The organism is Sphingomonas sp. BL2 (assembly GCF_056680015.1).
This window is the reverse complement of sequence record NZ_CM155261.1, coordinates 3,099,458-3,122,950: the sequence shown is the minus strand read 5'-3', so window position 1 is coordinate 3,122,950 and position 23,493 is coordinate 3,099,458. Positions and strand designations below refer to the sequence as shown.

Genomic DNA, 23,493 nt, shown 5'->3' with positions numbered 1-23,493 from the left:
CATCCGATTGGTCAGTATCCGGTCAATCTGTGCCACGCCAACCGCGCTACGCGGCTCGGGCTGCCGGGTGCAGCGACTGCCGACGTCATGTCGAACCGGGCTGACACGGCAAGCGCCCCCAGGGCGCGCGCCGATGACGGCCATCGTCCCTGCAAAGCTTGATCGAGCGCTTTGCTCGCCTGGACGCGGGCCAACTCACGACCGGGGACGTCGGTCAGTTTCTCCGCCAGATCGGCGAGCGCCCACCCCTCTCCAGCAAGGCCGATCCGGTCGTCGCTCACCGCGACGATCGTCGCAGCGAGGTCGAACAGACGACGCCCTCGATCGCGGCCGAAGCGTTCGATCACTCCTGCATCGAGGTCGGGTTCGAGCAGCGCCTCCCATCCATCGGTCAACTTACCAAGCATCACGCCAGATACGCCCAAAGGTAGAACTTCGATCTGGAGCGCCACCAGGATGGGTTCCGCCGGCGCCGGAGCAGTATCGAGACGGCCGAGCGCCTCGTACCACCATGTCAGCCGCATCTGGCCGATCAACGGCTCCCGCGTCGACCGCAAGATCGCCGCAAGCGTTTCGTCGAGCGCGAACAACGCCGTCAACGCGGGGCGGGCAGCCCGCGGTGCGTAACTTAGTGCGAGGGTCCGCTCTGGATTGTCGTGGGTCATCGATAGGCCGTTACTCGGATCACGATCGTACCGCACGTGCGGATACCCGGCCGACAATGATTAACGTGGCGAGAACCATGTTTCTTGAAGTGGATTTACCGGATCGGGCCGCATGCGCCGTATCGATCGATACCGATCTCCGTCAGGACAGAGATGCGCGGCAAGCGAAATACACGACCAAACACACCGACGACCTTGCTGGGCCGATTGCGCCGTGACGTGTGCGGTAACACGCTGATGATCGTGGCCTTTGCGATGATGCCACTGATCGCCATGGTCGGGTCCGGTTTGGATATGGCGCGCGCGTATGTCGCGCGGGATCGGCTTCAACAGGCATGCGATGCTGGATCGCTCGCGGCGCGACGCCTGCTCGCTGGTGCGACCTTGACGTCGGCGGTCGAGACCGAGGCGAAGACGTATTTTAATTTCAACTTTCCCCAGACGTCGTTCGGCACGGCGACGTTCACGCCCGTCATCACGGTGCCGTCGGTCGGCACGGTAAAGATCACTGCGTCGACGACGATACCAACGACGATCATGAAGCTGTTCGGCTTCTCGACCCTGCCGATCTCGACTAGTTGCAACGCTACGCAGGATTTCGTCGGCACCGACATCGTGCTGGTGCTCGACATGTCGGGCTCGATGAATTGCCCTGCGACCGCCAAGGCAAACGACAATTGCGGCGAGACGGAAGACTCGGATTCGAAGATGGAGGCGCTGCGTGACGCCTCCGAGTCACTCTACGACACATTAAAGCCGGCGCAAGATCAACTGCACGACAATAATCTGCGGCTTCGCTATGGATTTGTACCGTATAATGCGACGGTGAACGTCGGCAAACTGGTCTATGCAAAGGATCCCAGCTTCATACGCAACTCGGCACCCTATCAGACGCGCGTGCGTACGGCGGGACCGGCGACCGCCAAATATGACGAGTGCGATGCGTATGACGGTAACTGGGTGTCCAACGGCGGTCGAGGTTATGACCCGGACGGCACGTGCACGAATTACTGGACGTACAAGCAGGTCATGCTGGACACGAGCACGTTCAAGACGGGCGCGTCCGTCCCGACTCCGGGCGGTGGCAATTCCACCAGCAAGTCAAGCTGGGCTGGATGCATCGAGGAGCGCCAGACGGACAACACGACGATCGACGGGGGGACGCTGACCACCGCGCCAGCCAGTGCGTGGGATCTCGACGTCGTCATGAAACCGACCGCGGACCCGAGCCGCTGGGCGCCCTGGTGGCCGGAAGCCGAGTTCACACCCTATTATCTGCGACAATACACCGACGCGAAATACTGTGCGAGTGCCGCAAGTCGGTTGAAGGAATACTACAACGACAAGACGTCGTTTATGAAATACGTCAACGCTCTCAAGCCGCTGGGTGGTACCTATCACGACATCGGCATGATCTGGGGTGCGCGGTTCATCTCATCCGAGGGGATGTTCGCATCGGCCACGCCGGTGTCGAACAACCAGGCGGATCCGGACAATCCTCGCGTGCTGCGAGGATTTGCGGTGCGCAAGTTCATGATCTTCATGACCGACGGCGAGCTGTCGCCGTACATGGACCTTTATACCACCTATGGGGCCGAAGAGCTCGACAAGCGGGTGCTGGGAAACTCGACCGGCAATAAGGTCGCTCTCGCGGCCGAACAGAAAAGCCGCCATCTGCAGCGCTTCCGGATGGCTTGCAACGCCGCCCGTGCGCAGGGTGTTCAGCTCTACGTTATCGCCTTTTCGACGGCCCTGACCGACGACATGCGCAACTGTGCGTCGCAGCCGTCGATGGCGTCGGGGATCACGAGCTCCGCCGCGCTCATCGCGAAGTTCAAGGAGATCGGCACCAAGGTCGGATCGCTCAGGATCAGCCAGTGACGGGCGTGCTCTCCTCGCACGCCACCTCCTCGCGCCGTCTTCGCGATGACGCCGGCGGCGCGACGATCGTCGAGTTCGCGCTGATCGTGCCAGTGCTGATGGGGTTGCTGATGATGATCCTGGAGGTCGGCTATCAGGGCTATGTGACTGCGACGGTTCGCGGTGCGCTGTCAAAGGCCGCGCGAATGACCATGGTCGGCGGCAAGACGCCAACCGATGTCGTCAACACGATCAAGACCGAAGTCCAGGACGTCGTTCCGGCACAATACGTCACGGTCTCGACACGCCGTTATTATAATTATTCGAACGTCGGCAAGCCCGAGAAGATCACATCCGATACCGATCCGCGCAACGTGTTCAATCTCGGCGACTGTTTCGAGGACGCCAACAACAACGGCACCTACGACACCACCCCCGGCGACGACGGCGTCGGCAGTGCGGACGATGTCATCTATTACACCGCGAAGGTCGTCTATCCCAACCTGACCCCGGTCGGGCCGCTGCTGTCCTGGACCGGCACGCGCACGGTGCAGGCGACGACCGCGGTGCGCAACCAGCCCTTCACCTCGCGCGCCGAACCGACCATCATATGCACGAAGCCATGACCGCCGCCCGCTCGACGATCGCCAGACCGCGGCACTGGGCCAGCATCACGCGCGATACGCGCGGGCTGGCGATGATCGAGTTCGCCTTGGTGGCGCCGGTCCTGATCACGTTGGGGCTGGGCGGTGCCGAGATCACCAACATGGCGATCGCGCAGATGCGCGTAAACCAGGTCTCGACGTCGGTGTCGGACAACATCGCGCGGGTCCGCAATTCGATCAACGAAGCAGACGTTAACGAGGTGTTGCTGAGCGCGTCGCTCCTTGGCGGCAGCGATTTCCTAGCCAATAGCCGGGTCGTCGTGTCGAGCGTGGAGCCCAACGGCCAGACCGGCACGAATGCAGGCCAGTATATCCGCTGGCAACGCTGTACAGGCGCACTGAACGTCCCTGAGTCGCAGCCCAAATACGGGCTTCAGGACAAGGGCAAGACGGACGGTTCGCTTCAGTCGCTCGGCACAGCACCGAAAACGATCAAAGCCGCGGCGGGATCGGCACTGATCCTCGTCGAGGTGACGTACAAATATCAGCCATTGGTATCGGCACGTTTCTTAGGGACGCCGGTGATGCGATCTGAGGCGGTGTACAACGTCCGCGAGCGGAACGATCAGACGCTGGGATCTGCGGCTGGCGCTACGGCGAGCGTCTGCACGACTTACGTTGCCTGATCGCACCGGCTGAGTATTCCCAGCCGGTGCGTAGGTCTTACTTGTACGTGACCTTCCTCACAGCCGCGACGACCTTCGCGACATCGACCAGCATCAGCTTTTCGAGGTTCGCCGCATAGGGCATCGGCACGTCTTCGTTCGTCACGCGGAGCACCGGTGCGTCGAGGTCGTCGAAGCCGTGTTCCATCACCACCGACACGATCTCCGAGGCGATCGAGCAGGTCGCCCAATTTTCCTCGACGATGATCATGCGGTTGGTCTTGGCGAGGCTCTTCAGGACCGTCTCGGTGTCGAGCGGGCGCAGCGTGCGCAGGTCGATGACCTCCGCGTCGATGCCCTCTTCGGCGAGCTTCTCGGCGGCTTCGAGCGAAATGCCGACGCCGATCGAGTAGCTGACGATCGTCACGTCCTTGCCCTCGCGGACGATCCGCGCCTTGCCAATAGGCAGGACGTGGTTGTCGAGCTTGGGGACGTCGAAGCTGCGGCCGTACATCAGCTCGTTCTCGAGGAATACGACGGGGTCCTCGGTGCGGATCGCCGCTTTCAGAAGGCCCTTCGCATCGGCCGCGTCATACGGCGCGATCACGATCAGGCCGGGAACGCTCGCATACCACGCCGCGAAGTTGTGCGAGTGCTGCGCACCCACGCGCGACGCCGCACCGTTGGGACCACGGAACACGATCGGGCAGCGCATCTGGCCGCCCGACATGTAGTTGGTCTTGGCGGCCGAGTTGATGATGTGGTCGATCGCCTGCAACGCGAAGTTGAAGGTCATGAACTCGACGATCGGGCGCAAACCGCCCATCGCCGCGCCTGCACCGATGCCCGCAAAGCCGTATTCGGTGATCGGCGTGTCGATCACGCGACGGTCGCCGAACTCGTCGAGCAGCCCCTGCGTGACCTTATACGCGCCCTGATACTGCGCGACTTCCTCGCCCATCACGAAGACGCGGTCGTCCTCGCGCATTTCCTCGGCCATCGCATCGCGCAGCGCTTCGCGGACGGTCGTCTTGACCATCTCGGTGCCCTCGGGGATCGCCGGGTCGGAGATGCCGACCTTCTCGGCCGACGCGACGAGCTGCTGCGTGCCGCTCTCGGCCTTGGCGGGCGAAGCACCTTCGGGAACCGGGGGAGCCTTGTCGTCCGAAGGCGTCTCCTTCGGCGCGGCGTTGGCCGCATCGCCCGAGCGTGCTTCCGCAGGCTTCTGGTCGCTCGCGCTCTCACCCTCTTCGAGGATCGTCGCGATGACGGTGCCGACCTTCACGTTGTCGGTGCCCTCGGCGACGCTGATCGAACCGATCGTGCCTTCGTCGATCGCCTCGAACTCCATCGTCGCCTTGTCGGTCTCGATCTCGGCGAGGATATCGCCCGACTTGACGCTGTCGCCTTCCTTGACGAGCCACTTGGCCAGCGTGCCCTCTTCCATCGTCGGGGAGAGCGCGGGCATCTTGATCTCGATCGCCATCAGTACTTCTCCACCAGAACGTCGGTGTAGAGCTCGGCAGCATCCGGCTCCGGGGTCTGCTCGGCGAAATCGGCGGCTTCGTTCACGATTTTCCTGATTTCCTGTTCAAGGGACTTGAGGTCCGCTTCGGTCACGCCCTGCGCGTCGAGCAGCTTCTTCATGTGATCGATGGGATCCGACTTGTCGCGGACCGCCTGGACCTCGTCACGCGTGCGGTACTTGGCCGGATCGGACATCGAGTGGCCACGATAGCGATAGGTCTTCATCTCGAGGATGACAGGGCCCTTGCCGGCGCGGACCCACGCCAGCGCTTCCTCGGCGGCACCGCGGCAGGCTAGCACGTCCATGCCGTCGACCTGGATACCGGGAATACGGAAGCTCTCGCCGCGACGATACAGCTGGTCCTCGGCGGAGGCGCGGTTGACGCTCGTGCCCATCGCGTACTGGTTGTTCTCGATCACGAAGATGATCGGGAGCTTCCACAGCTCGGCCATGTTGAAGCTCTCGTACACCTGGCCCTGGTTCGCGGCGCCATCGCCGAAATAGGCCATGCAGATGCCGCCGTCGTTCGAGTATTTGTGCTTGAACGCGAGGCCGGTGCCAAGCGACACCTGAGCGCCGACGATGCCGTGGCCGCCGTAGAATTTATGCTCGGTCGAGAACATGTGCATCGACCCGCCCTTGCCCTTCGAGATCCCCGAATTGCGTCCGGTCAGCTCGGCCATGATCACCTTCGGGTCGATCCCGTAGGCGAGCATGTGACCGTGATCGCGGTAGCCGGTGATCACCGAATCGGTCTCGCCGTTCAGCGCGGACTGCAGGCCGACAGCGACGGCTTCCTGGCCAATGTAGAGATGGCAGAAGCCACCGATCAGGCCCAAGCCATAGAGCTGGCCCGCTTTTTCCTCGAAACGGCGGATCAGCAGCATCTGCCGATACATTTCGAGCAGTTCGTCCTTCGACGCTTCGTACGGCTTTGGTTCGGCCGGTCGTTCGCGGTTCGTAATCGGCGGTTCGGCGATTGCGCGTGCTGGTGGGGGGGTCTTGGCCACGATGTGGGAAACCTCGTTTTCCGTAGGGGAGTTGAGGGAGCCTATAGGCGCGGACGGGGCGGAACATCAATTCCCGTCTGGGGTATGTCGGTTTGCGGGGTGTGGGGTGGGGTCTTGTCCCACCTGTTGAGGTCACGAAGAGGCCACCACCCCGGCGAAGGCCGGGGCCCAGTTGGGAGGTCGTAGTAATGACGTGCAGTCCTCAGTTAGCAACGTTCCCCAACTGGGCCCCGGCCTTCGCCGGGGTGGTGCTGTAAACAAGGGGCCCGAGCGGTCTTGGCTCGAGCCACTATCCCCACCTCAAGCAAAGCTCCGGTTGCCCTCGCCGTGCGCGCAAGCCTAAAGCCACCCGCAATGGACCCCACAGCAGACCCCCACCAGCATCCCTTACGGATTGCCAATTTCCGCGCCTATTGGCTGTCCCGCTTCACCGGCACCATAGCCGTCAGCGCGATGTCGATCGTGATCGGGTGGCAGGTCTACAACATCGCCCGCGAGACGATGGACATCCGCCAGGCGGCCTTCATGCTCGGCATGATCGGGTTCGCGCAGTTCGTGCCGCTGTTCCTCCTCACGCCGATCACCGGCCTGGTCGCGGACAGCTTCGACCGCCGGTGGATCGTCCGCGGCACCACGGCGCTGCTGGTGCTCACCGCCGCGACTCTATGGCTGCTGACCTGGACCGGCCACCTCACGCTCGTCGTTCTGTTCGTGGCGGCGATCGCGTTCGGCGTTGCCCGAGCGTTTTCCGGCCCAGCCTATTCCGCGCTCGCCCCCAACCTCGTCCCTCGCGCGGTGCTCCCGACCGCGATCGCGATCAGCTCGATCGCGTGGCAGGTCGGCACCATAGCGGGTCCCAGCGTCGGTGGCCTCCTCTATGCGATCCACCCGGAAGTCGCATACGGCGTCGCGACGCTGCTGTTCCTCGTTGCGCTGGTCTTCATGTTCCTGATCGGCCCGGTGCCGCAACCCGCCACGCAGACCGATCACCGCCCGCTCGCCCGCATCATCGAGGGCTTCAGTTATGTCCGCCGCAACCGGCTGGTGCTCGCGACGATCACGCTCGATCTGTTCGCGGTGTTGCTGGCGGGCGCGACGTCGCTGTTGCCGGTCTATGCCCGCGATATCCTGCACGTCGGATCGCAGGGGCTGGGTGTCCTGGCGGCCGGGATGGGCATCGGTGCGGCAATCACGGCCGTGTGGTTCTCGGTTCGGCCGATGAGCACGAACGTCGGCATGAAGATGCTGATCGCAGTCGTCGTGTTCGGCCTCGGCATCCTGACCTTCGGTATCGCCACCCCGATCGTCGAGCTGCTCGGGCTGAAGCCCGGCACGATCGCGGGCATCCCAGTCCAGCCCGCCTTCGTCCTCAGCCTCGTCGCGCTGATCGTCGCGGGCGGGGCGGACATGATCTCGGTCTATGTCCGCCAGTCGCTAATCCAGCTCCACACGCCCGATGCGATGCGCGGCCGCGTCAGTGCGGTGTCGCAGCTCACGATTTCGGCCTCGAACGAACTCGGCGAATTCGAGAGCGGCGTGATGGCGTCGCTGCTCGGCCCCGTCGGCGCAGTGGTGTTCGGCGGCGTCGGTGCTATTGCGATCACGATCGGCTGGGCGCGATTGTTCCCGGAACTTGGGCGCGCGAAAACCTTTGATCCCCCAGAAATTCTCGAGACCGAACCCGAACACGGAGAAGCCAAGCCATGAAGGCCAACTCGATCCTCGACACGATCGGCAACACGCCGCACGTCCGCCTGTCGAAGCTGTTCCCCGAATCCGAAGTCTGGGTGAAGTCCGAGCGCTCGAACCCCGGCGGTTCGATCAAGGACCGCATCGCGCTCGCGATGATCGAGGCGGCGGAAAAGGACGGCCATCTCCAGCCCGGCGGCACGATCATCGAGCCGACCAGCGGCAACACCGGCATCGGCCTGGCGCTCGTCGCCGCCGTGAAGGGGTACAAGATCGTCCTCGTCATGCCCGAGAGCATGTCGATCGAACGCCGTCGCCTGATGCTGGCCTATGGCGCGACCTTCGATCTGACCCCGCGCGAGAAGGGCATGAAGGGCGCGATCGAGCGTGCGAAGGAACTGGTCGAGCAGACGCCCGGCTCGTGGATGCCGCAGCAGTTCGAAAACCCTGCGAACATCGCCGTGCATGTCGCCACGACTGCGCAGGAAATCCTCGCAGACTTTCGTGATACGCCGATCGACGTGATCATTACCGGCGTCGGCACCGGTGGCCATATCACCGGCGTCGCCGAGGTGCTGAAGAAGGAGTGGCCGTCGCTCAAGGTCTATGCGGTCGAGCCCGCCGCCTCGCCGGTGATCGCCGGTGGCCAGCCGGGGCCCCACCCGATCCAGGGCATCGGCGCGGGTTTCATCCCGGTCAATCTCCACACACAGGCGCTCGACGGCGTGATCGAGGTCGACGCCGCGGTTGCCAAGGACATGGCACGCCGCTCGGCCACCGAAGAGGGCATGCTGGTCGGCATCAGCTCGGGCGCGACGCTCGCGGCAATTCTCCAGAAGCTCCCCGATCTGCCTGACAACGCTCGGGTTCTCGGGTTTAACTACGACACCGGCGAGCGTTATCTGTCGGTCCCGGACTTCTTGCCCGAACAGTGACGAGTGACCTTTCCGCGCGCGGCACCAATGTGCTGCGCGCCATCCTCGTCGGCGTATCCGCGCTGGCGATCGTCGGGCCTGCGCTGGTCGTCGCCAACGCGCCGGTGATCGTCCACGCCTCGAAGCGGGTGAAGCTGCCCGTGGGTCGGGTCGTGCCGCAAGCCGAAGTCCCCGAGGTCGAGCCGGTCAAGTTCGTCGATCTCAGCCCGGAAGACGCGCGCGCTTTCAACGCCACCGTGCCGTTCTCGACCGATCCCAACCCGGCGGCGCGGCCGTTTCGCTTTGCCGGCGGGCCGGAGGATCTAGCGCGCGCGACCGACTGCATGGCGGCGGGCATCCTCTACGAGGCTGGCGACGACACGCTTGGCGAGCGCGCGGTGGCGCAGGTCGTGCTCAACCGTCTGCGCCATCCGGCCTTTCCGAAGACCGTGTGCGGCGTGGTGTTCGAGGGGCAGGACCGTTCGACCGGCTGCCAGTTCAGCTTCAGCTGCGACGGCGCGCTCACGCGCTGGCACCCGACCGACGATGCCTGGCGCCGTGCGCGCGAGGTGGCTGCGGCGTCACTGTCGGGCGCGGTGTTCAAGCAGGTCGGTTACGCGACGCACTACCATACCGACTGGGTCGTACCGTACTGGCAGTCGAGCCTGGACAAGATCACCGCGGTAAATACGCACCTGTTTTTCCGCTGGTCGGGGTGGTGGGGCACGCCGCCCGCGTTCGGGCGTCATCCGGAGACGGTCGAGCCTGTGATCGCGCAACTCGCCGACCTGTCGGACGCGCACAAGACTGGTGCTGCTCTAGCCGAAGCAGACGCTGCGCTGGCAGAAGCGTCGATCGCGATGGGGTTTGGACCCGCTACCGAGACGACGGCTGCTCCTGTGGTGCCGGTCGATGGCGATACGATCCTTGTGGCCCTTCCCCGTGGCCAGACCGCGGATGGGCTCACTGCGCTGGCGGCGCAGGCGTGTGGGGACAAGCCGTTCTGCCGCTACATGGCGTGGACGGACGGTAGCAAGGCGGCGACGTCGCTTCCGCTGGCACCCGCCCAGACCGCCGCGCTGGGGTTCAGCTATCTGCGCGACCGGTCGAGCAATTACGAAAAGTCGTTGTGGAACTGCCGTCAGTTCAAGCGCGCCGATCCGACGCAGTGCATGAAGGTTCAGGCGACTTTGACCGCTGTGCCGGTGCCTGCTGCGGTTGTGCCGACTGCTGCGGCGGGTGCAGAATTGAATGGGGTGCGGCGGAAGACCGTGGTTGCCACGCCGCCCCTGCCGACGAACACGCAAGCCACTGCCGCCGCTCCTAAGTAGGGAAGTGCAACCTGCCCCCCTCCCTGGAAGGGAGGGGTTGGGGGTGGGTCGGCCCAATCGAGCCGCAACTGTTCGGATATGCGGAAACCGACCCACCCCCTGCCCCTCCCTTTCAGGGAGGGGAGCAGAAGGCGATCTAATCAGGCGGCCATGAACATCTCGGGCGGCAGTGCCATCAGCGACTCTGCACCGCCCTCGATCTTCCGGCGCAGCGCGCCCGCATCCGGCAGGATCCGCTCGGCGTAGAAGCGCGCCGTCACCAGCTTGGCGTCGAGGAACGCGGTTTCGCCCTCGCCCGCCGCCTTCAGCTTGGTCGCAGCGACCGCCATCCGCAGCCACATCGTGCCGACCGCGACGATGCCCATCAGGTGCATATAGCTGACCGCGCCGGCACCCACGTTCTCGGGATTCTTCATGCCATTGGCCATGAACCACATCGTCGCTGCCTGAAGCTGGCCGTTCGCCTTCTCAAGCGCCTCGGCAAACGTCGCCGTTGCCGGATCGTTCTTCGCCGCAGCGACGTCGTCCGCCACCAGCTTGAAGAACGCCTGGATCCCGCGCCCGCCATTCTGCGCGAGCTTGCGCCCGACCAGGTCCATCGCCTGGACGCCGTTGGTGCCCTCGTAGATCATCGCGATCCGGGCATCGCGGACATACTGCTCCATGCCCCATTCGGCGATGTAGCCGTGACCGCCGTACACCTGCTGCGCGTTGGTCGCGATCGCATAGCCCATGTCGGTGCCGTATCCCTTGATGACCGGGGTCAGCAGGCTGATGATGTCGCCGGCCAGCTGCCGCTCTTCCTCGGTTTCGGCATGATGCTCGAGATCGGCCTGGAGCGCGGTCCACAGGATCAGCGCGCGCAGGCCCTCGGTCAGCGACTTGCCCTCCATCAGCATGCGGCGGATGTCGGGATGGACGAACAGCGTGTCCGCCTTCTCCTGCGGCTCCTTCGGCCCGGTCAGCGCGCGACCCTGGCGGCGATCCTGCGCATACTGCACGGCGTTCTGATAGGCGACTTCGGCAACGCCGAGACCCTGGAGACCAACGCCGAGACGCGCGGCGTTCATCATGATGAACATCGCCGCGAGGCCCTTCATCTCTTCGCCAACGAGCCAGCCGGTCGCCGAATCATAGTTCATCACGCAGGTCGAGTTGGCGTGGATGCCCATCTTGTGCTCGATCGAGCCGCAGGTGACGCCGTTGCGCGCACCGAGCGAACCGTCTTCCTCGACGAGGAACTTCGGCACGACGAACAGCGATATCCCCTTCGAGCTGTCCGGGGCGCCCGGCGTCTTGGCCAGCACGAGGTGAATGATGTTCTCGGTCAGGTCATGCTCACCGCTCGAGATGAAGATCTTGGTGCCGGTGATCGCGTACGATCCATCCGCCTGCGGCTCGGCCTTGGTGCGGATCAGGCCGAGATCGGTGCCGCACTGCGGCTCGGTCAGGTTCATGGTGCCGCCCCATTCGCCCGACACCATCTTCGGCACGTACATCGCCTTCTGCGTGTCCGACCCCTTGGCGATCAGCGCGGCGATCGCGCCGTGCGTGAGCCCCGGATACATCGCGAACGCCATATTGGACGATATCATGTATTCCTGGAACGCGGTCGACACGACATGCGGCATGCCCTGCCCGCCATATTCCGGCTGGTTGCCGAGCGTCGCCCAGCCGCTCTCGACATACTGCTTATACGCTTCCTTGAAGCCGTCCGGCGTCGTCACCGAGCCGTCCTCGTGCCGCGTGCAACCCTGCTGGTCGCCCGACAGGTTGAGTGGAAACAGCACTTCGGCGACGAACTTGCCGCCTTCTTCGAGCACCGCGTCGACGACGTCGGGCGAGGCCGCATCGAAGCCGGGGAGGTTATTGTAGCGATCGAGACCGACAACATGCTCGAGGACGAAACGCGTGTCGCGGACGGGGGGCGTATACTGGGGCATGGTTTATCCTTGGTTGTCCTGGGCGCGGCTGACTTCGAGAAGAGCCACGAAACTGGTAAGTTCGTCGATGGCGAGATCGATGTCGCGTTTCTGCGCTGTCAGCAGCGCGATCCGCGCCTGGCTGCGCTCGATCACGACCTGACGCTGCGCGCGGCGGCCGTCGCCGAGATCGTAGAGGTCGATCATCTCGCGGATTTCGCCGAGGCTGAACCCGACGCGCTTGCCGCGTAGAATCCAGGCGAGGCGCGCGCGGTCGCGGTGCGAATAGATACGCTGCGTGCCGCGACGTTCGGGCGCGATCAGCCCCTCGTCCTCGTAGAAACGCAGCGCCCGCGCGGTCACGTCGAACTCGGCGGAAAGATCGGAGATCGTGAAGCTCTCCCGGTCATGCCGCGGTTCGATTACCGCGTAGGATTCAGGGGAGACCGGGGAAGGAGATGCTCGTGTCGCCATCCCCGGACAAATAACTCTCGTTTACGTCAACGTCAATTAGCGCAGAGCAACTTCCCGGCTGATGAACGAAGTGTCGAGGCCTCCGATCGCGATTCGCTGATTCGATCGACGGTTACGGCGGCAAGCGACGCGCGGCCGGTACAGAGCGATTCGCAGGACTCGGGTATCTCGGGTGGGAAGACGATCCGGTCGCCGTCGAACCGCGCGTCGAATTTGCACACGCCGAATGCGAGCTTCAGCGCATCGCCCGAGCGCTCGACCGTTCCGGAGGCGGCGCAGCCCTGGTCCTCGCCGTAATCGACGCTGACCCCGATCCTGGCGGTCTTCCCGGTACCGACGACGCAGACCCGGTCGGTGTCTCGCGCCCAAGATCCTTGCAGCGGCGCGTTCGGGTCCGGCACGATCCCCGCCGTCTCGGCCGCGACTTCGAGCCGAGCGCCCGCGCTGTCCGCCACGGCACTTGACGGCTCTCGCCCACATCCGCCCAACACAAAAGCGAGCAGCAGCACCCGTTTCATTCGGCCGGCACCAATCTGCCCCCTTCAATCCGCCGGAAGAAGCACGTCCGCTCGCCGGTATGGCACGCCGGCCCCGCCGCATCGGCGATCACCCACACCGCATCCTGATCGCAATCGATCCGCAGCTCGGCGACACACAGCACATTCCCCGACGTCTCGCCCTTCTTCCAGAGCTTTTCCCGGCTGCGCGACCAGAAATGTGCTTCGCCGGTCGCCTGCGTCTGAGCGAGAGCCTCGGCATTCATATGCGCGACCATCAGCACGTCGCCCGACACGCGATCGGTGACGACCGCGGTCAGAAGCCCGGCGGAATCGAATTTGGGATCGAGCGTCAGGCCCGTGTCGCGGCTGTGTGTCATGCCCCGGATATACCCGAAATCCGCCCCGATGCGACCAGTGGGACGCAACGTTATTACAAACAGGCGACAAGCCGGCGAACCGCTCGTATAGGGCAGCTTCCGCACGACGTGAGAACCGGCATGCTGACGACCAATCCTTTCGACGACGACAAACTCCGCGAAGAATGCGGGGTGTTCGGCGTCTCCGCCACCGATGGCGCAGCCGCGCTCGTAGCCTTGGGGCTGCACGCATTGCAGCACCGCGGCCAGGAAGCGGCCGGCATCACGACCTTCGACGGCGCGCATTTCCACACGCACCGCGCGATGGGCCATGTCGCTGGGAACTTCGACCGCGACGACGTGATCCGCTCGCTGCCGGGCACGGTCGCCTGCGGCCATGTCCGCTATTCGACGACCGGCGAGACCGCGCTGCGCAACGTCCAGCCGCTTTATGCCGAGCTGTCGACCGGTGGCTTCGCGATCGCGCATAACGGCAATATCTCCAACGCGATGCGGCTGCGACGCGAGCTCGTCCGTCGCGGCTCGATCTTCCAGTCGACCAGCGATACCGAGACGATCATCCACCTCGTCGCGACCTCGAACTATCGCACGCTGCTCGACCGGTTCATTGATGCGCTGAAGCAGATCGAAGGCGCCTATTCGCTGATCGTAATGACGCCTGAGGGCATGATCGCCTGCCGCGATCCCCTGGGCATCCGGCCGCTGGTGATGGGCAAGCTCGGCGAGGCGGTGATCTTCGCGTCCGAGACGGTCGCGCTCGACGTCGTCGGCGCGACCTTCGTTCGGGCGATCGAACCCGGTGAACTGGTCATCGTCCAGGGCTCCGAGATCCGCTCGATCCACCCGTTCGCGCCGATGGCGGCACGGCCGTGCATCTTCGAATGGGTGTATTTCTCGCGCCCCGATTCGATCGTCGACGATCATTCGATCTATTCGGTGCGCAAAGCGATCGGCGCGCAGCTCGCGATCGAATCGCCGGTCGATGCCGATCTCGTCATCCCGGTACCCGATTCGGGCACGCCCGCGGCGATCGGCTATGCGCAGCAGTCGGGCATCCCGTTCGAGCTCGGCATCATCCGCTCGCATTATGTTGGCCGCACGTTCATTTCGCCGGGCGACAAGGTCCGCCACCTGGGCGTGAAGCTCAAGCACAACGCCAACCGCGCGTTGATCAAGGGCAAGCGGGTCATCCTCGTCGACGATTCGATCGTCCGCGGCACGACCTCGCTCAAGATCGTCGAGATGATGCGCGAGGCCGGAGCGGCCGAAGTCCATATGCGGATCGCCAGCCCGCCGACGCGACATTCGTGTTTCTACGGCGTCGACACGCCCGAGCGCGAGAAGCTGCTCGCGGCCAAGCTCGATCTCGGCGGCATGACCGGCTTCATTCACGCCGACAGCCTCAACTTCATCTCGATCGACGGCCTCTACAAGGCGCTCGGCGAGGCGAAGCGCGCGGATGTCCGCCCGAAATATTGCGATGCGTGCTTCACCGGGGATTACCCGACGACGCTGACCGACCATGACGAAGGCTCGGAAGTCGATCAGTTCGCGATGCTCGCCGAACGCGTCATCTGACACTCGCGGAGCTGATATGACCGACAAGCCTCTCGAAGGCCGGCTGGCGCTGGTCACTGGTGCCAGCCGAGGCATCGGCGCCGCGACCGCGATCGCGTTGGCGGCAAAGGGCGCGCACGTCGTCCTGACGGCGCGCACGCCGGGTGGTCTCGAAGAGGTCGAGGCGACGATCCATGCCGCGGGTGGCTCAGCGACGATCGCTCCGCTGGATCTTGCCGAGAGCGAAGCCATTGCTCGGTTGGCGACCGCAATCGGCGACCGTTGGGACGCGCTGGACATCCTCGTGTTGAACGCGGGGATGCTCGGTTCCCTGTCGTCGGTCCCGGCGATCGATCCGAAGGAAATGGCGCAGGTCCTGACGCTCAACGTCAGCGCGCAGGCGGCCATGATCGCTGCTTTCGACACGATGCTGAAGAAGGCCAAGTCGGCCAGAGTGATCGGCGTGACCTCCAGCGTCGGCCGCAAGCCTCGCGCGTATTGGGGCCTCTACGGCGCTTCAAAGGCGGCATTCGAGACGCTGCTCGGTGCGTATGGCGACGAGATGGCCGAGATCAGCGCGATCCGCACCGCGATCGTCGATCCCGGCGCGACGCGGACCAAGATGCGGGCGCGGGCGTATCCAGGCGAGGATCCGAACTCGGTCAAGGAACCGACAGTGGTGGCCGATCGCATCGTCGCGCTGGCGATCGAAGGCTTCGAACCCGGCCATTTCGAGCGGGTAGCCTAACCGTTCTCCTGCGAACGCAGGAGCCTAGGATCACAATCGCCACCGCCCGTCACCCTCTTTTCCTGCGTACGCAGGAAAACGCTACCGCTTCACCAGCGTAACCTGGGCGACATCAATCCCGCCGCCGAGAAACCCGCCCTCGCAATACATCAGATAGTACCGCCACAACGCGACGAACCGCGCGTCGAACCGCGCCGGCAACCGCCCTTCCGCGACCGCCGCGTCGAACGCCACCCGCCACCGCCGCAACGTCTCGGCGTAGTGCAGTCCGAACCCGCGCCGGTCCTCCCACGCGAGCCCCCTCGCCTCTGCCAGCGCGCGAAACCGCGGCTCCGACAGCAGCATCCCGCCCGGAAACACATAGCGCTGGATGAAGTCGACACTCCGCGAATAGGAATCGAAGATCGCGTCGTCGATCGAGATGTACTGCAGCGCCGCGCGCCCGCCCGGCTTCAACGCACGCGCGATCGCGTCGAGATACACCGGCCAATATTCCTCGCCGACCGCCTCCACCATCTCTATGCTCGCCACCGCGTCATAGGTGCCAGTAACGTCGCGGTAATCGGTCAGCGTCACGCGAACGCCGTCGAGCCCCGCCTCCGCGATCCGGTCGTCGACCTGCCGCTTCTGCTCCGTCGAGAGGGTGAGTGCGTGCACGCCAACCCCCGCGCGTGCCGCCAATTCCGCGAACGACCCCCAACCGCAGCCGATCTCCAGGATCGTATCGCCAGCCCGCGCGCCGGTCCGGTCGAGGATCGCGCGCAGCTTGGTCGCCTGAGCCGCGTCATGCGGTTCGGCATCGTTGAACGGCTCGGCGAAGATCGCGCTCGAATAGGTCAGGCTAGGATCGAGCCACGTCTCGTAGAAGTCGTTGCCGAGGTCGTAATGCGCGGCGATGTTCTTGCGCGAGCCAGTCGGGTCGTTCCGCCGCATCCGGTGCCACACCCGCGCCGCCAGCCGCACCACGCCCCCCGACCGCGCCGAACTCCCGAGCGAGCGGCGGTTGCGCATGAACAGGTCGAACAACGGCACCGGGTCCGGGCTCGACCAGTCGCCTGCCGCCCATCCTTCGTACCAGCCGACCGATCCCGCGGTCGCGAGCCGCACCAAAGCGCGCCAGCGATGCACGGTAACGACGGGCAAAGGCCCCGCCGCGCGTCCGCCGATCAGCCGCTGCGTGCCGTCGGGCAAGTGCGCCTCGATCCCGCCACTCTCCAGCCCCGCATCGATCCGGTCGAGCAGACGGTGGAACACCGGCGCGACGAGGCGCGCGACCGGGGAAACCTGCGCGGCGGGCACATCATTGAAAGCGGGAACGGCGGTCATCGCGGCGCTCCATGCAACACGGGCCGCGGCTAGGAAAGAGGCAGGCTTCAAACACTCGAACATGAAGACAGCCGCTCACCCCTCCCAAACCGTCATCCTGACGAAAGTCAGGACTCAGAGTTACGGGCGTTGACGTTTTCGGCTCTGGGTCCTGACTTTCGTCAGGATGACGGGGGTTGTGACGACAGCAACGGCTTACCGCGCGTGCCGCCCAGCCTCGAGCGCCCGCTCGCGGCCTTCGCGGTGGCCGACGATCTTTGCCGGGTACGCCTTCGGCCGGCAGCCGGACTCGTCGGGATCATGGATCGCTTCGCCGGTCACCTTCGCCAGTTCCGGCACCCAATCACGAATATAATCCCCCGCATCGAACTTCTCCGACTGCGACAGCGGCGCCATGATCCGCCCGAACATGTTCGAATCCACCCCGGTCCCGGCGACCCATTGCCAGTTTACCGAATTATTCCCGTAATCCGCATCGACGAGGCAGTCCCAGAACCACCGCTCGCCCTCACGCCAGTCGATCAGTAGATGCTTCACCAGGAAGCTCGCCGTGATCATCCGCACGCGGTTGTGCATCCAGCCGGTCGCCCAAAGCTGTCGCATCCCCGCATCGACGATCGGATAGCCGGTCTTGCCCTCCTGCCACGCCTTCAGGTCCGCCTCGGCGTCCTTGCCCGACCGCCAAGGGAGCTTGTCGAACTTGGGCCGTCCGTTCGTATCGCCGTAATCGGGCATCGTCAGCACGACGCCATCGGTAAAGTCCCGCCACGCCAGTTCCTTGCGAAACGTGGTCGCATCGCCGTGACCATCTACCGCGTGCCACACCGCACGCGGCGAGATCTCGCCGAAGTGCAGATGCGGCGACAGGCGCGACGTGCCCTCGATCGACGGCATGTTGCGATCGACGTCATAGGCCTCGACGATCGGCGACATCGCCTTCGCGTTCTTCAACGCCTGCGCCTCGCCCGGCGTCCAGTCGCCGAACCCCGCCGACCAGTCCGGCTTGGTCGGCAGCAGGTCCCACTCCGCCAGTGTCTCACTCTTCGGCCACTTCGACGGTGCCGGGATCGTTCGCGGCGCCGGCTCGGGATCGCCCGGCGGCATCATCTGGTTCAGCGCCTTCCAGAACGACGAATACACCTTGAACTGCCCGCCCGACCCCGTCTTCACATCCTCCACGCGGGCCAGATGGTTACCGTCATGCAGGCACAGCCGGTCACCAAGCGCCACCTCGGCCTTCCGCCACCAAGGCTCGTAATGCCGGATCGCATGCACCTGCTCTGTACCGGTCTCCTCCATAAGCGCAGTCAGCACCTCGAACGCATCGCCGCGTCGCATTATCAGCTTCGATCCCTTGTCCGCCAACGACTTGCCGAACGAGGCGAGCGTGTGATGCAGCCACCACCGCTGAGCGCCCCCCATCTTCCATTTCCCCGGCGCGTCGTCGTCGAGCACATAGACCGGGATCACCGGCCCAGCATGTGTCGCGGCGATCAGCGCGGGGTGATCGTGAAGGCGGAGGTCCTGGCGCAGCCAGAGAAGCGTGGGATTCGTCATCGCATCCCCAACGCAGCAAGCCGCGATCCAGCATCACGCCGCTGCGAAAGTTTCCCCCAGCGTTATGATTGCCGCCACGTGCCGCTCGGCGATCGCGAGCGCATCCTCGCCGTAACCACCACCCACCGTGCTCGCGAGCGGCACGCCGCGCGCAATCGCAAGGCCCGCGACCAGCCGCTCCCGCCTTGCCAGACCGTCCAAGGTCAGCGCCAATCGCCCGAGCCGATCGCCCTCGAACGGATCCACGCCAGCCTGATACAGGATCAGCTCCGGCCGGAACTCGTCGAGCAACGGCACCAGGGTCGCCTCCAGCGTCGCCAGATACGCCGCGTCGCCGACCTTATCCGGCAACGGCACGTCGAGCGTCGAGCGCGCCTTACGCACCGGAAAGTTCTTCTCGGCGTGGATCGAATAGGTCGCGATCTCCGGCCGCCCTGCGAGCAACGCCGCAGTTCCGTCGCCCTGATGCACATCGCAATCGACGACGAGGACACGCTCTATCCGCCCCTCGTCGATCAGCCGCGCCGCCGCCACCGCCAGATCGTTGAACACGCAGAACCCCGCGCCGGTGTTCGCCAGCGCATGATGGCTACCTCCCGCGGTGTTCGCCGCGAACCCGTGCTCCAGCGCGAGGCACGCGGCCAGCCATGTCCCTTGCGGCACTATCGCCGCGCGCGACGCCACCGCCGCTGTTACTGGGAAGCCAATCCGCCGCTCTTTCTCCTTCGGCACGTCCGCGCGGAGAACCTCGGCGACGTAATCCTCGTCATGCACCGCCTCCAGCCACGCGGTCGGCGTCGTTTCAGCGCGGTGCCACGTCACCGCATCGCCCTTTTCGAGCAACAGGTCGCGGATCAGTCCGTTCTTGTTCCAGCGATAGGTCGAGCGCGCCGGGGCGGGGGTGACATAGTCGGGATGGTGGACGACATGGATCATGCTCCGTAGGTAGGAGCGCGCCTGCCGAGCCCCAAGTTGCCCGAGCCCCAAGCCCCTGCGTTGCGGAGATTATTTTGACCGACGTTTCGACCCTGCCCTACCGTCCCTGCGCCGGCATCATGCTCATGAACGCGGACGGCAAGATCTTCGTCGGTCAGCGCAACGATTCGCCGCTGGAGGCATGGCAGATGCCGCAGGGTGGGATCGACCCTGGCGAGGACGCCGAAGCCGCCGCACTGCGCGAGCTCCGCGAGGAAACCGGAGTCATGCCGGACAAGGTCGAACTCATCGCCGAAGCGCCCGGCGAATTCGTCTACGACCTCCCCCCCGAGTTGCTGGGGAAAGTCTGGAAAGGCAAATGGCGCGGCCAGACGCAGCGCTGGTTCCTGTACCGCTTCCTCGGCACCGACGCGGACGTAAACATCGCCACCGACCACGAGGAATTCCGTGCATGGCGCTGGAGCGATCCCGCCGACCTGCCGCGGCTGATCGTGCCGTTCAAGAAGGCGCTCTACGAACAGGTACTCGCCGCCTTCGCGCCACATCTCGGCGCAACCTCGACACGCTGAGCAGTTCCCAATCCGTCACGCTGCCGTTACGGAACGGCTGTGCGCCGCTTAGCCCCTCTCCTGCTCGCCCCGCTGCTGCTGGCGAACGCGCCCGATCCGCAGTCGGTGATGATCCCCGAGACGATCCGCGCGATGCTCGACGCGGCGCTGGAGGCGGGCAACGAAGCGGACGTCAACACGATTGCGAAATACGCGCGCGCCGCCGATCCGCTCAGCGGCGACGCGGTGCTGGCGATCGCCGAAAAGTGGAAAGCCGACCGCGCCGCGCAGCGCACGCAGGTCATCCGTCAGGCCAGCTTCCTCGATCTGTGGAGCGGCAAGGCGGAGGTCGGCGGCTATCTGACCACCGGCAATTCCGATACGGCGGGCGGTACCGCGGTGCTCGACCTCAACCGCGAAGGCCTTCGCTGGCGCCAGAAATTCCATGCGCAGGCGGACTATCAGTCGAACCAGAACATCACGACGCGCGAGCATTATCTCGCCTCGTACGAGCCCAACTACAAGATCGACGACCGCGCCTATATCTACGGCGTCGCGCAATATGAGGGCGATCGGTTCCTCGGCTATTTCAACCGCTACTCGACGTCGGTCGGCGCGGGCTACAGCGTGATCAAGACCGCGGGGACCAAGCTCGATCTCGAACTCGGGCCGGCGTATCGCTACACCGAATTCACCGACGATACCGAGCAGAGCAGCATCGCTGCCCGTGGCACCGCGAATTTCAGCGTGCGGATCCTGAGCGGCCTGTCGGTCAGCCAGGTCGCCTCCGCCTATGTCCAGCGCTACAACAGCACGCTGAGCGGCACGACCTCGCTCAACGCCAAGCTGATCGGGCCGCTGTCTGCAGCGTTGTCGTACAGCGTCCAGTATGAAAGCGAACCGCCGGTCGGCTCGGTCTCGACCGACACAACCAGCCGCGCGTCGCTGGTCTACAGCTTCTGACGCTGTTCCCACGTGCGTCCGGCTTCGCTAGGGTCGCGTGATGAGGGGACTTACACCGATAGAGCGCGATGCCGTCGATACGGCGGGCGCTACACCGATGCTGGCGCAGGTCGAGGCATGGGCGGCCGTCAACAGCGGCACGCGCAACCTTGCCGGGCTGGCGATGATGGCCGGATTGCTCGGCGACGCGTTCGCGAGCCTGCCGGGCGAGATCACGCTGGTCGGGCCGACGCCGGTGGACAACGTCGGCGCGGACGGCGTGGTTTCCGCGATCGAGCACGGCAAGCACCTGCACCTCGTCGTCCGTCCCGACGCTCCGCTCCGCATGCTGTTCACTGGCCATATGGACACGGTCTATCCGGTCGATCACGCGTTCCAGTCGCTGCACTGGCTCGACGACGGCCGACTGAACGGCCCCGGCGTCGCGGACATGAAGGGCGGGCTGGCGGTGATGCTCGCCGCACTTCAAGCAGTCGAGGCCAGCCCCCTCGCCGCGCGGATCGGCTATGACGTCGTCATCAATTCCGACGAGGAAACCGGCTCCTTCTCCTCCGCAGCGCTGCTCGCTCGCGCCGCGCACGGAAAGGTCGCCGCGCTGACCTACGAACCCGCCCTAGCTGATGGCACGCTCGCCGGTGCACGCGGCGGTACGGGCAACTTCTCGATCATCGTCCACGGTCGCAGCGCGCACGCCGGCCGCAACCCCGAGGACGGCCGCAACGCGCTCGTCGCAGCCGCCGACATCGCGGTGCGCTTGTCGAAAGCCCGTGGTCCGCGGCTGGCGGTGAACCCTGCGCGGATCGACGGCGGTGGCCCGAACAACGTCGTCCCCGACCTCGCCATCCTCCGCATCAACTTCCGCCCCGCCACGCTCGACGACATCGCGCGGGCGCAATCGCATATCGACTCCGCGGTCGCGATGGTCGCTGCCGAGCACGACGTCCGCATCGAGGTCCATGGCAGCTTCAACCGCCCGCCGAAGCCGATCGACGACGGCACCGCGCGGCTGTTCGATCTGGTCAAGGCATCCGGCGCGGACCTCGGTCTCGATATCGCCTGGAAAGCCACCGGCGGAGTGTGCGACGGCAACAACATCGCGGCCGCCGGCGTGCCGGTCGTCGATACGATGGGGGTCCGCGGCGGCGCGATCCATTCGACCGACGAATTCATGATCCCCGACAGCCTCGCCGAGCGCGCGGCGCTGTCGGCGGTCACCATATTGCGAATCGCGGAGGGCCGCTTGTGAGCTTCAGGATCCGCGCTGCGGTCGACGACGACCTCCAGCACCTCTATGAAATGGCCAAGCTGACCGGCGGCGGCTTCACCAATTTGCCGCCCGATCGTCGTGCGCTCACCGCCAAGCTCGAACGCAGCCACGCCGCCTTTGCGCGCACCGATGGCCCGGTCCAGGACGAGCTGTTCGTGCTGATCCTCGAGAACATCGAGACGAAGGAAGTCCGCGGCACCTGCCAGATCTTCACGCAGGTGGGCCAGAGTTACCCCTTCTACAGCTACCGGATCGGCCTGCTCACGCAGCATAGCCGCGAGTTGAACCGAACCTTCCGCGCCGACATGCTCACGCTCGCCACCGATCTGGAAGGCGCAAGCGAGGTCGGCGGGCTGTTCCTCCATCCCGGCGAACGCGCTGGCGGCCTTGGCCTGTTGCTCGCGCGCAGCCGCTACCTCTTCATCAAGATGCACCGCGCGCGTTTTGCCGACCGGATCCTCGCCGAACTGCGCGGCGTCATCGACGAGGCCGGCGGCTCGCCGTTCTGGGACGGTCTCGCTGGCCGCTTCTTCGGGATGAATTTTCAGGACGCGGACCAGTTCAATGCCATCAACGGTCACCAGTTCATCGCCGACCTGATGCCCAAGCACCCGATCTACACCGCGATGCTGACCGAAACCGCGCGCGCCGCGATTGGACTTCCGCATCCCTCGGGCCGCGCGGCGATGCGGATGCTGGAGAACGAGGGGTTCGCATTCGAGAATTACGTCGACATCTTCGACGGCGGCCCGACGATGACCGCCCGCACCGATCAGGTCCGCTCGATCGCCGATGCGCGCGACAGCAACGTGGTCGGGATCGGTGGCGACGACGGCAAGGACGCCCTGGTCGCGACGGGCAACCTCGCCGACTTCCGCGCGGCGTTCGGCAAGGTTCGCGAGACCGAGGGCGGCGTCGTGCTGGCCGACGATTGCGCCCGCGCGCTGGCGGTCGGAGATGCTGACCGGGTCACGCACGTGGCGCGCATCTGACGGCATTCTAGCGCTGGTGCCGGCCGCCGGCGTGTGGACGCTGAAGAGCGGATAGATCG

Annotated in this window: 22 protein-coding genes; 12 read left to right on the top strand and 10 right to left on the bottom strand. The window is 65.1% G+C overall.

Translation table 11 applies throughout. The features are described 5' to 3' along the window. Window positions 1-11 precede the first annotated feature (11 nt). Window positions 12-701, bottom strand: coding sequence for a squalene/phytoene synthase family protein (locus AC1ME3_RS14520; protein ID WP_480953705.1), 690 nt, complete (start codon window positions 699-701; stop codon window positions 12-14). A gap of 183 nt (window positions 702-884) precedes the next feature. On the opposite strand from AC1ME3_RS14520, the gene AC1ME3_RS14515 reads away from it, so the two are divergent. From AC1ME3_RS14515 to AC1ME3_RS14505, 3 genes are read left to right on the top strand one after another with little or no spacing between them, the layout of a single operon-like run. Next, window positions 885-2,546 (top strand): Tad domain-containing protein, encoded by a 1,662-nt coding sequence (locus tag AC1ME3_RS14515; protein WP_480953704.1) that lies wholly within the window; start codon window positions 885-887, stop codon window positions 2,544-2,546. After that, complete coding sequence (locus AC1ME3_RS14510; protein ID WP_480953703.1) at window positions 2,543-3,151, top strand: TadE/TadG family type IV pilus assembly protein; 609 nt, start codon at window positions 2,543-2,545, stop codon at window positions 3,149-3,151. Before AC1ME3_RS14515 ends, AC1ME3_RS14510 begins: the two co-directional genes overlap by 4 nt. Next, the gene (locus AC1ME3_RS14505) at window positions 3,148-3,816 is read left to right on the top strand and encodes a TadE/TadG family type IV pilus assembly protein (RefSeq protein WP_480953702.1); all 669 of its coding nucleotides are present in this window, start codon (window positions 3,148-3,150) and stop codon (window positions 3,814-3,816) included. The genes AC1ME3_RS14510 and AC1ME3_RS14505 overlap by 4 nt, the downstream gene beginning before the upstream one ends. A gap of 37 nt (window positions 3,817-3,853) precedes the next feature. On the opposite strand, the gene AC1ME3_RS14500 is transcribed toward AC1ME3_RS14505, so the two are convergent. Both AC1ME3_RS14500 and pdhA read right to left on the bottom strand, forming a co-directional pair. Further along, a complete protein-coding gene (locus AC1ME3_RS14500) occupies window positions 3,854-5,281 on the bottom strand; it encodes a pyruvate dehydrogenase complex E1 component subunit beta (RefSeq protein ID WP_480953701.1) in 1,428 nt (475 codons plus the stop codon). Further along, window positions 5,281-6,333 (bottom strand): pyruvate dehydrogenase (acetyl-transferring) E1 component subunit alpha, encoded by a 1,053-nt coding sequence (gene pdhA / locus AC1ME3_RS14495; protein ID WP_056048766.1) that lies wholly within the window; start codon window positions 6,331-6,333, stop codon window positions 5,281-5,283. Before pdhA ends, AC1ME3_RS14500 begins: the two co-directional genes overlap by 1 nt. A 354-nt stretch (window positions 6,334-6,687) precedes the next feature. Between pdhA and AC1ME3_RS14490 the strand changes: the two genes are divergently transcribed. Genes AC1ME3_RS14490 through AC1ME3_RS14480 form a run of 3 tightly spaced genes read left to right on the top strand, consistent with a single transcriptional unit; the run spans window position 6,688 to window position 10,267 of the window. Next, the gene (locus tag AC1ME3_RS14490; protein ID WP_480953700.1) at window positions 6,688-8,040 is read left to right on the top strand and encodes an MFS transporter; all 1,353 of its coding nucleotides are present in this window, start codon (window positions 6,688-6,690) and stop codon (window positions 8,038-8,040) included. Then, complete coding sequence (gene cysK / locus AC1ME3_RS14485) at window positions 8,037-8,957, top strand: cysteine synthase A (RefSeq protein WP_480953699.1); 921 nt, start codon at window positions 8,037-8,039, stop codon at window positions 8,955-8,957. Before AC1ME3_RS14490 ends, cysK begins: the two co-directional genes overlap by 4 nt. After that, on the top strand, window positions 8,954-10,267 hold the full coding sequence (locus AC1ME3_RS14480; RefSeq protein ID WP_480953698.1) for a cell wall hydrolase: 1,314 nt from the start codon (window positions 8,954-8,956) through the stop codon (window positions 10,265-10,267). Before cysK ends, AC1ME3_RS14480 begins: the two co-directional genes overlap by 4 nt. A 140-nt stretch (window positions 10,268-10,407) precedes the next feature. Here the strand turns inward: AC1ME3_RS14480 and AC1ME3_RS14475 are convergent, their stop codons facing one another. The 4 genes from AC1ME3_RS14475 to hisI are packed head-to-tail and all read right to left on the bottom strand — an operon-like array spanning window position 10,408 to window position 13,540. Next, on the bottom strand, window positions 10,408-12,210 hold the full coding sequence (locus AC1ME3_RS14475; RefSeq protein WP_480953697.1) for an acyl-CoA dehydrogenase C-terminal domain-containing protein: 1,803 nt from the start codon (window positions 12,208-12,210) through the stop codon (window positions 10,408-10,410). Between the two features lie 3 nt (window positions 12,211-12,213). Beyond that, on the bottom strand, window positions 12,214-12,663 hold the full coding sequence (locus tag AC1ME3_RS14470; RefSeq protein WP_132896305.1) for a MerR family transcriptional regulator: 450 nt from the start codon (window positions 12,661-12,663) through the stop codon (window positions 12,214-12,216). Window positions 12,664-12,695: 32 nt separating this feature from the next. Then, a complete protein-coding gene (locus tag AC1ME3_RS14465; RefSeq protein WP_480953696.1) occupies window positions 12,696-13,118 on the bottom strand; it encodes a hypothetical protein in 423 nt (140 codons plus the stop codon). A 59-nt stretch (window positions 13,119-13,177) separates the two neighbouring features. Continuing rightward, window positions 13,178-13,540 (bottom strand): phosphoribosyl-AMP cyclohydrolase, encoded by a 363-nt coding sequence (gene hisI, locus AC1ME3_RS14460; protein WP_480953695.1) that lies wholly within the window; start codon window positions 13,538-13,540, stop codon window positions 13,178-13,180. A 120-nt stretch (window positions 13,541-13,660) separates the two neighbouring features. Between hisI and purF the strand changes: the two genes are divergently transcribed. Both purF and AC1ME3_RS14450 read left to right on the top strand, forming a co-directional pair. Next, window positions 13,661-15,118 carry an amidophosphoribosyltransferase gene (purF, locus tag AC1ME3_RS14455; RefSeq protein WP_480953694.1) on the top strand — a complete coding sequence of 486 codons (1,458 nt, stop codon included), beginning with the start codon at window positions 13,661-13,663 and terminating at the stop codon, window positions 15,116-15,118. A 16-nt stretch (window positions 15,119-15,134) separates the two neighbouring features. Then, window positions 15,135-15,845, top strand: a complete 711-nt coding sequence (locus AC1ME3_RS14450) for an SDR family NAD(P)-dependent oxidoreductase (RefSeq protein WP_480953693.1) — start codon at window positions 15,135-15,137, stop codon at window positions 15,843-15,845. Between the two features lie 81 nt (window positions 15,846-15,926). Here AC1ME3_RS14450 and AC1ME3_RS14445 read toward each other — a convergent pair whose 3' ends face one another. From AC1ME3_RS14445 to AC1ME3_RS14435, 3 genes are all read right to left on the bottom strand, one after another. Continuing rightward, window positions 15,927-17,171: a class I SAM-dependent methyltransferase gene (locus AC1ME3_RS14445; RefSeq protein WP_480953692.1), complete on the bottom strand. Its 1,245-nt coding sequence runs from the start codon at window positions 17,169-17,171 to the stop codon at window positions 15,927-15,929. Between the two features lie 195 nt (window positions 17,172-17,366). Then, a complete protein-coding gene (locus AC1ME3_RS14440; protein ID WP_480953691.1) occupies window positions 17,367-18,728 on the bottom strand; it encodes a cryptochrome/photolyase family protein in 1,362 nt (453 codons plus the stop codon). Window positions 18,729-18,761: 33 nt separating this feature from the next. Beyond that, the gene (locus AC1ME3_RS14435; protein WP_480953690.1) at window positions 18,762-19,664 is read right to left on the bottom strand and encodes a histone deacetylase family protein; all 903 of its coding nucleotides are present in this window, start codon (window positions 19,662-19,664) and stop codon (window positions 18,762-18,764) included. 74 nt (window positions 19,665-19,738) lie between these two features. On the opposite strand from AC1ME3_RS14435, the gene AC1ME3_RS14430 reads away from it, so the two are divergent. From AC1ME3_RS14430 to AC1ME3_RS14415, 4 genes are read left to right on the top strand one after another with little or no spacing between them, the layout of a single operon-like run. Continuing rightward, a complete protein-coding gene (locus AC1ME3_RS14430) occupies window positions 19,739-20,233 on the top strand; it encodes an RNA pyrophosphohydrolase (protein WP_480953689.1) in 495 nt (164 codons plus the stop codon). Between the two features lie 39 nt (window positions 20,234-20,272). Then, entirely contained in the window at window positions 20,273-21,175 is a 903-nt protein-coding gene (locus tag AC1ME3_RS14425; protein WP_056481996.1) for a DUF481 domain-containing protein, read from the top strand. A 40-nt stretch (window positions 21,176-21,215) separates the two neighbouring features. After that, window positions 21,216-22,421, top strand: a complete 1,206-nt coding sequence (locus tag AC1ME3_RS14420) for a hydrolase (RefSeq protein ID WP_480953688.1) — start codon at window positions 21,216-21,218, stop codon at window positions 22,419-22,421. Further along, window positions 22,418-23,434, top strand: a complete 1,017-nt coding sequence (locus AC1ME3_RS14415; RefSeq protein WP_480953687.1) for an arginine N-succinyltransferase — start codon at window positions 22,418-22,420, stop codon at window positions 23,432-23,434. The genes AC1ME3_RS14420 and AC1ME3_RS14415 overlap by 4 nt, the downstream gene beginning before the upstream one ends. Window positions 23,435-23,493 lie beyond the last annotated feature (59 nt).

What these genes read in the sequence shown, in the direction of transcription:
- AC1ME3_RS14420 (WP_480953688.1), top strand. Translation starts at nt 21,216, where the DNA reads ATGAGGGGACTTACACCGATAGAGCGCGATGCCGTCGATACGGCGGGC.
- AC1ME3_RS14450 (WP_480953693.1), top strand. Translation starts at nt 15,135, where the DNA reads ATGACCGACAAGCCTCTCGAAGGCCGGCTGGCGCTGGTCACTGGTGCC.
- AC1ME3_RS14475 (WP_480953697.1), bottom strand. Translation starts at nt 12,210, where the DNA reads ATGCCCCAGTATACGCCCCCCGTCCGCGACACGCGTTTCGTCCTCGAG.
- cysK (WP_480953699.1), top strand. Translation starts at nt 8,037, where the DNA reads ATGAAGGCCAACTCGATCCTCGACACGATCGGCAACACGCCGCACGTC.
- AC1ME3_RS14440 (WP_480953691.1), bottom strand. Translation starts at nt 18,728, where the DNA reads ATGACGAATCCCACGCTTCTCTGGCTGCGCCAGGACCTCCGCCTTCAC.
- AC1ME3_RS14445 (WP_480953692.1), bottom strand. Translation starts at nt 17,171, where the DNA reads ATGACCGCCGTTCCCGCTTTCAATGATGTGCCCGCCGCGCAGGTTTCC.
- hisI (WP_480953695.1), bottom strand. Translation starts at nt 13,540, where the DNA reads ATGACACACAGCCGCGACACGGGCCTGACGCTCGATCCCAAATTCGAT.
- AC1ME3_RS14490 (WP_480953700.1), top strand. Translation starts at nt 6,688, where the DNA reads ATGGACCCCACAGCAGACCCCCACCAGCATCCCTTACGGATTGCCAAT.
- AC1ME3_RS14505 (WP_480953702.1), top strand. Translation starts at nt 3,148, where the DNA reads ATGACCGCCGCCCGCTCGACGATCGCCAGACCGCGGCACTGGGCCAGC.
- purF (WP_480953694.1), top strand. Translation starts at nt 13,661, where the DNA reads ATGCTGACGACCAATCCTTTCGACGACGACAAACTCCGCGAAGAATGC.
- AC1ME3_RS14435 (WP_480953690.1), bottom strand. Translation starts at nt 19,664, where the DNA reads ATGATCCATGTCGTCCACCATCCCGACTATGTCACCCCCGCCCCGGCG.
- AC1ME3_RS14500 (WP_480953701.1), bottom strand. Translation starts at nt 5,281, where the DNA reads ATGGCGATCGAGATCAAGATGCCCGCGCTCTCCCCGACGATGGAAGAG.
- AC1ME3_RS14470 (WP_132896305.1), bottom strand. Translation starts at nt 12,663, where the DNA reads ATGGCGACACGAGCATCTCCTTCCCCGGTCTCCCCTGAATCCTACGCG.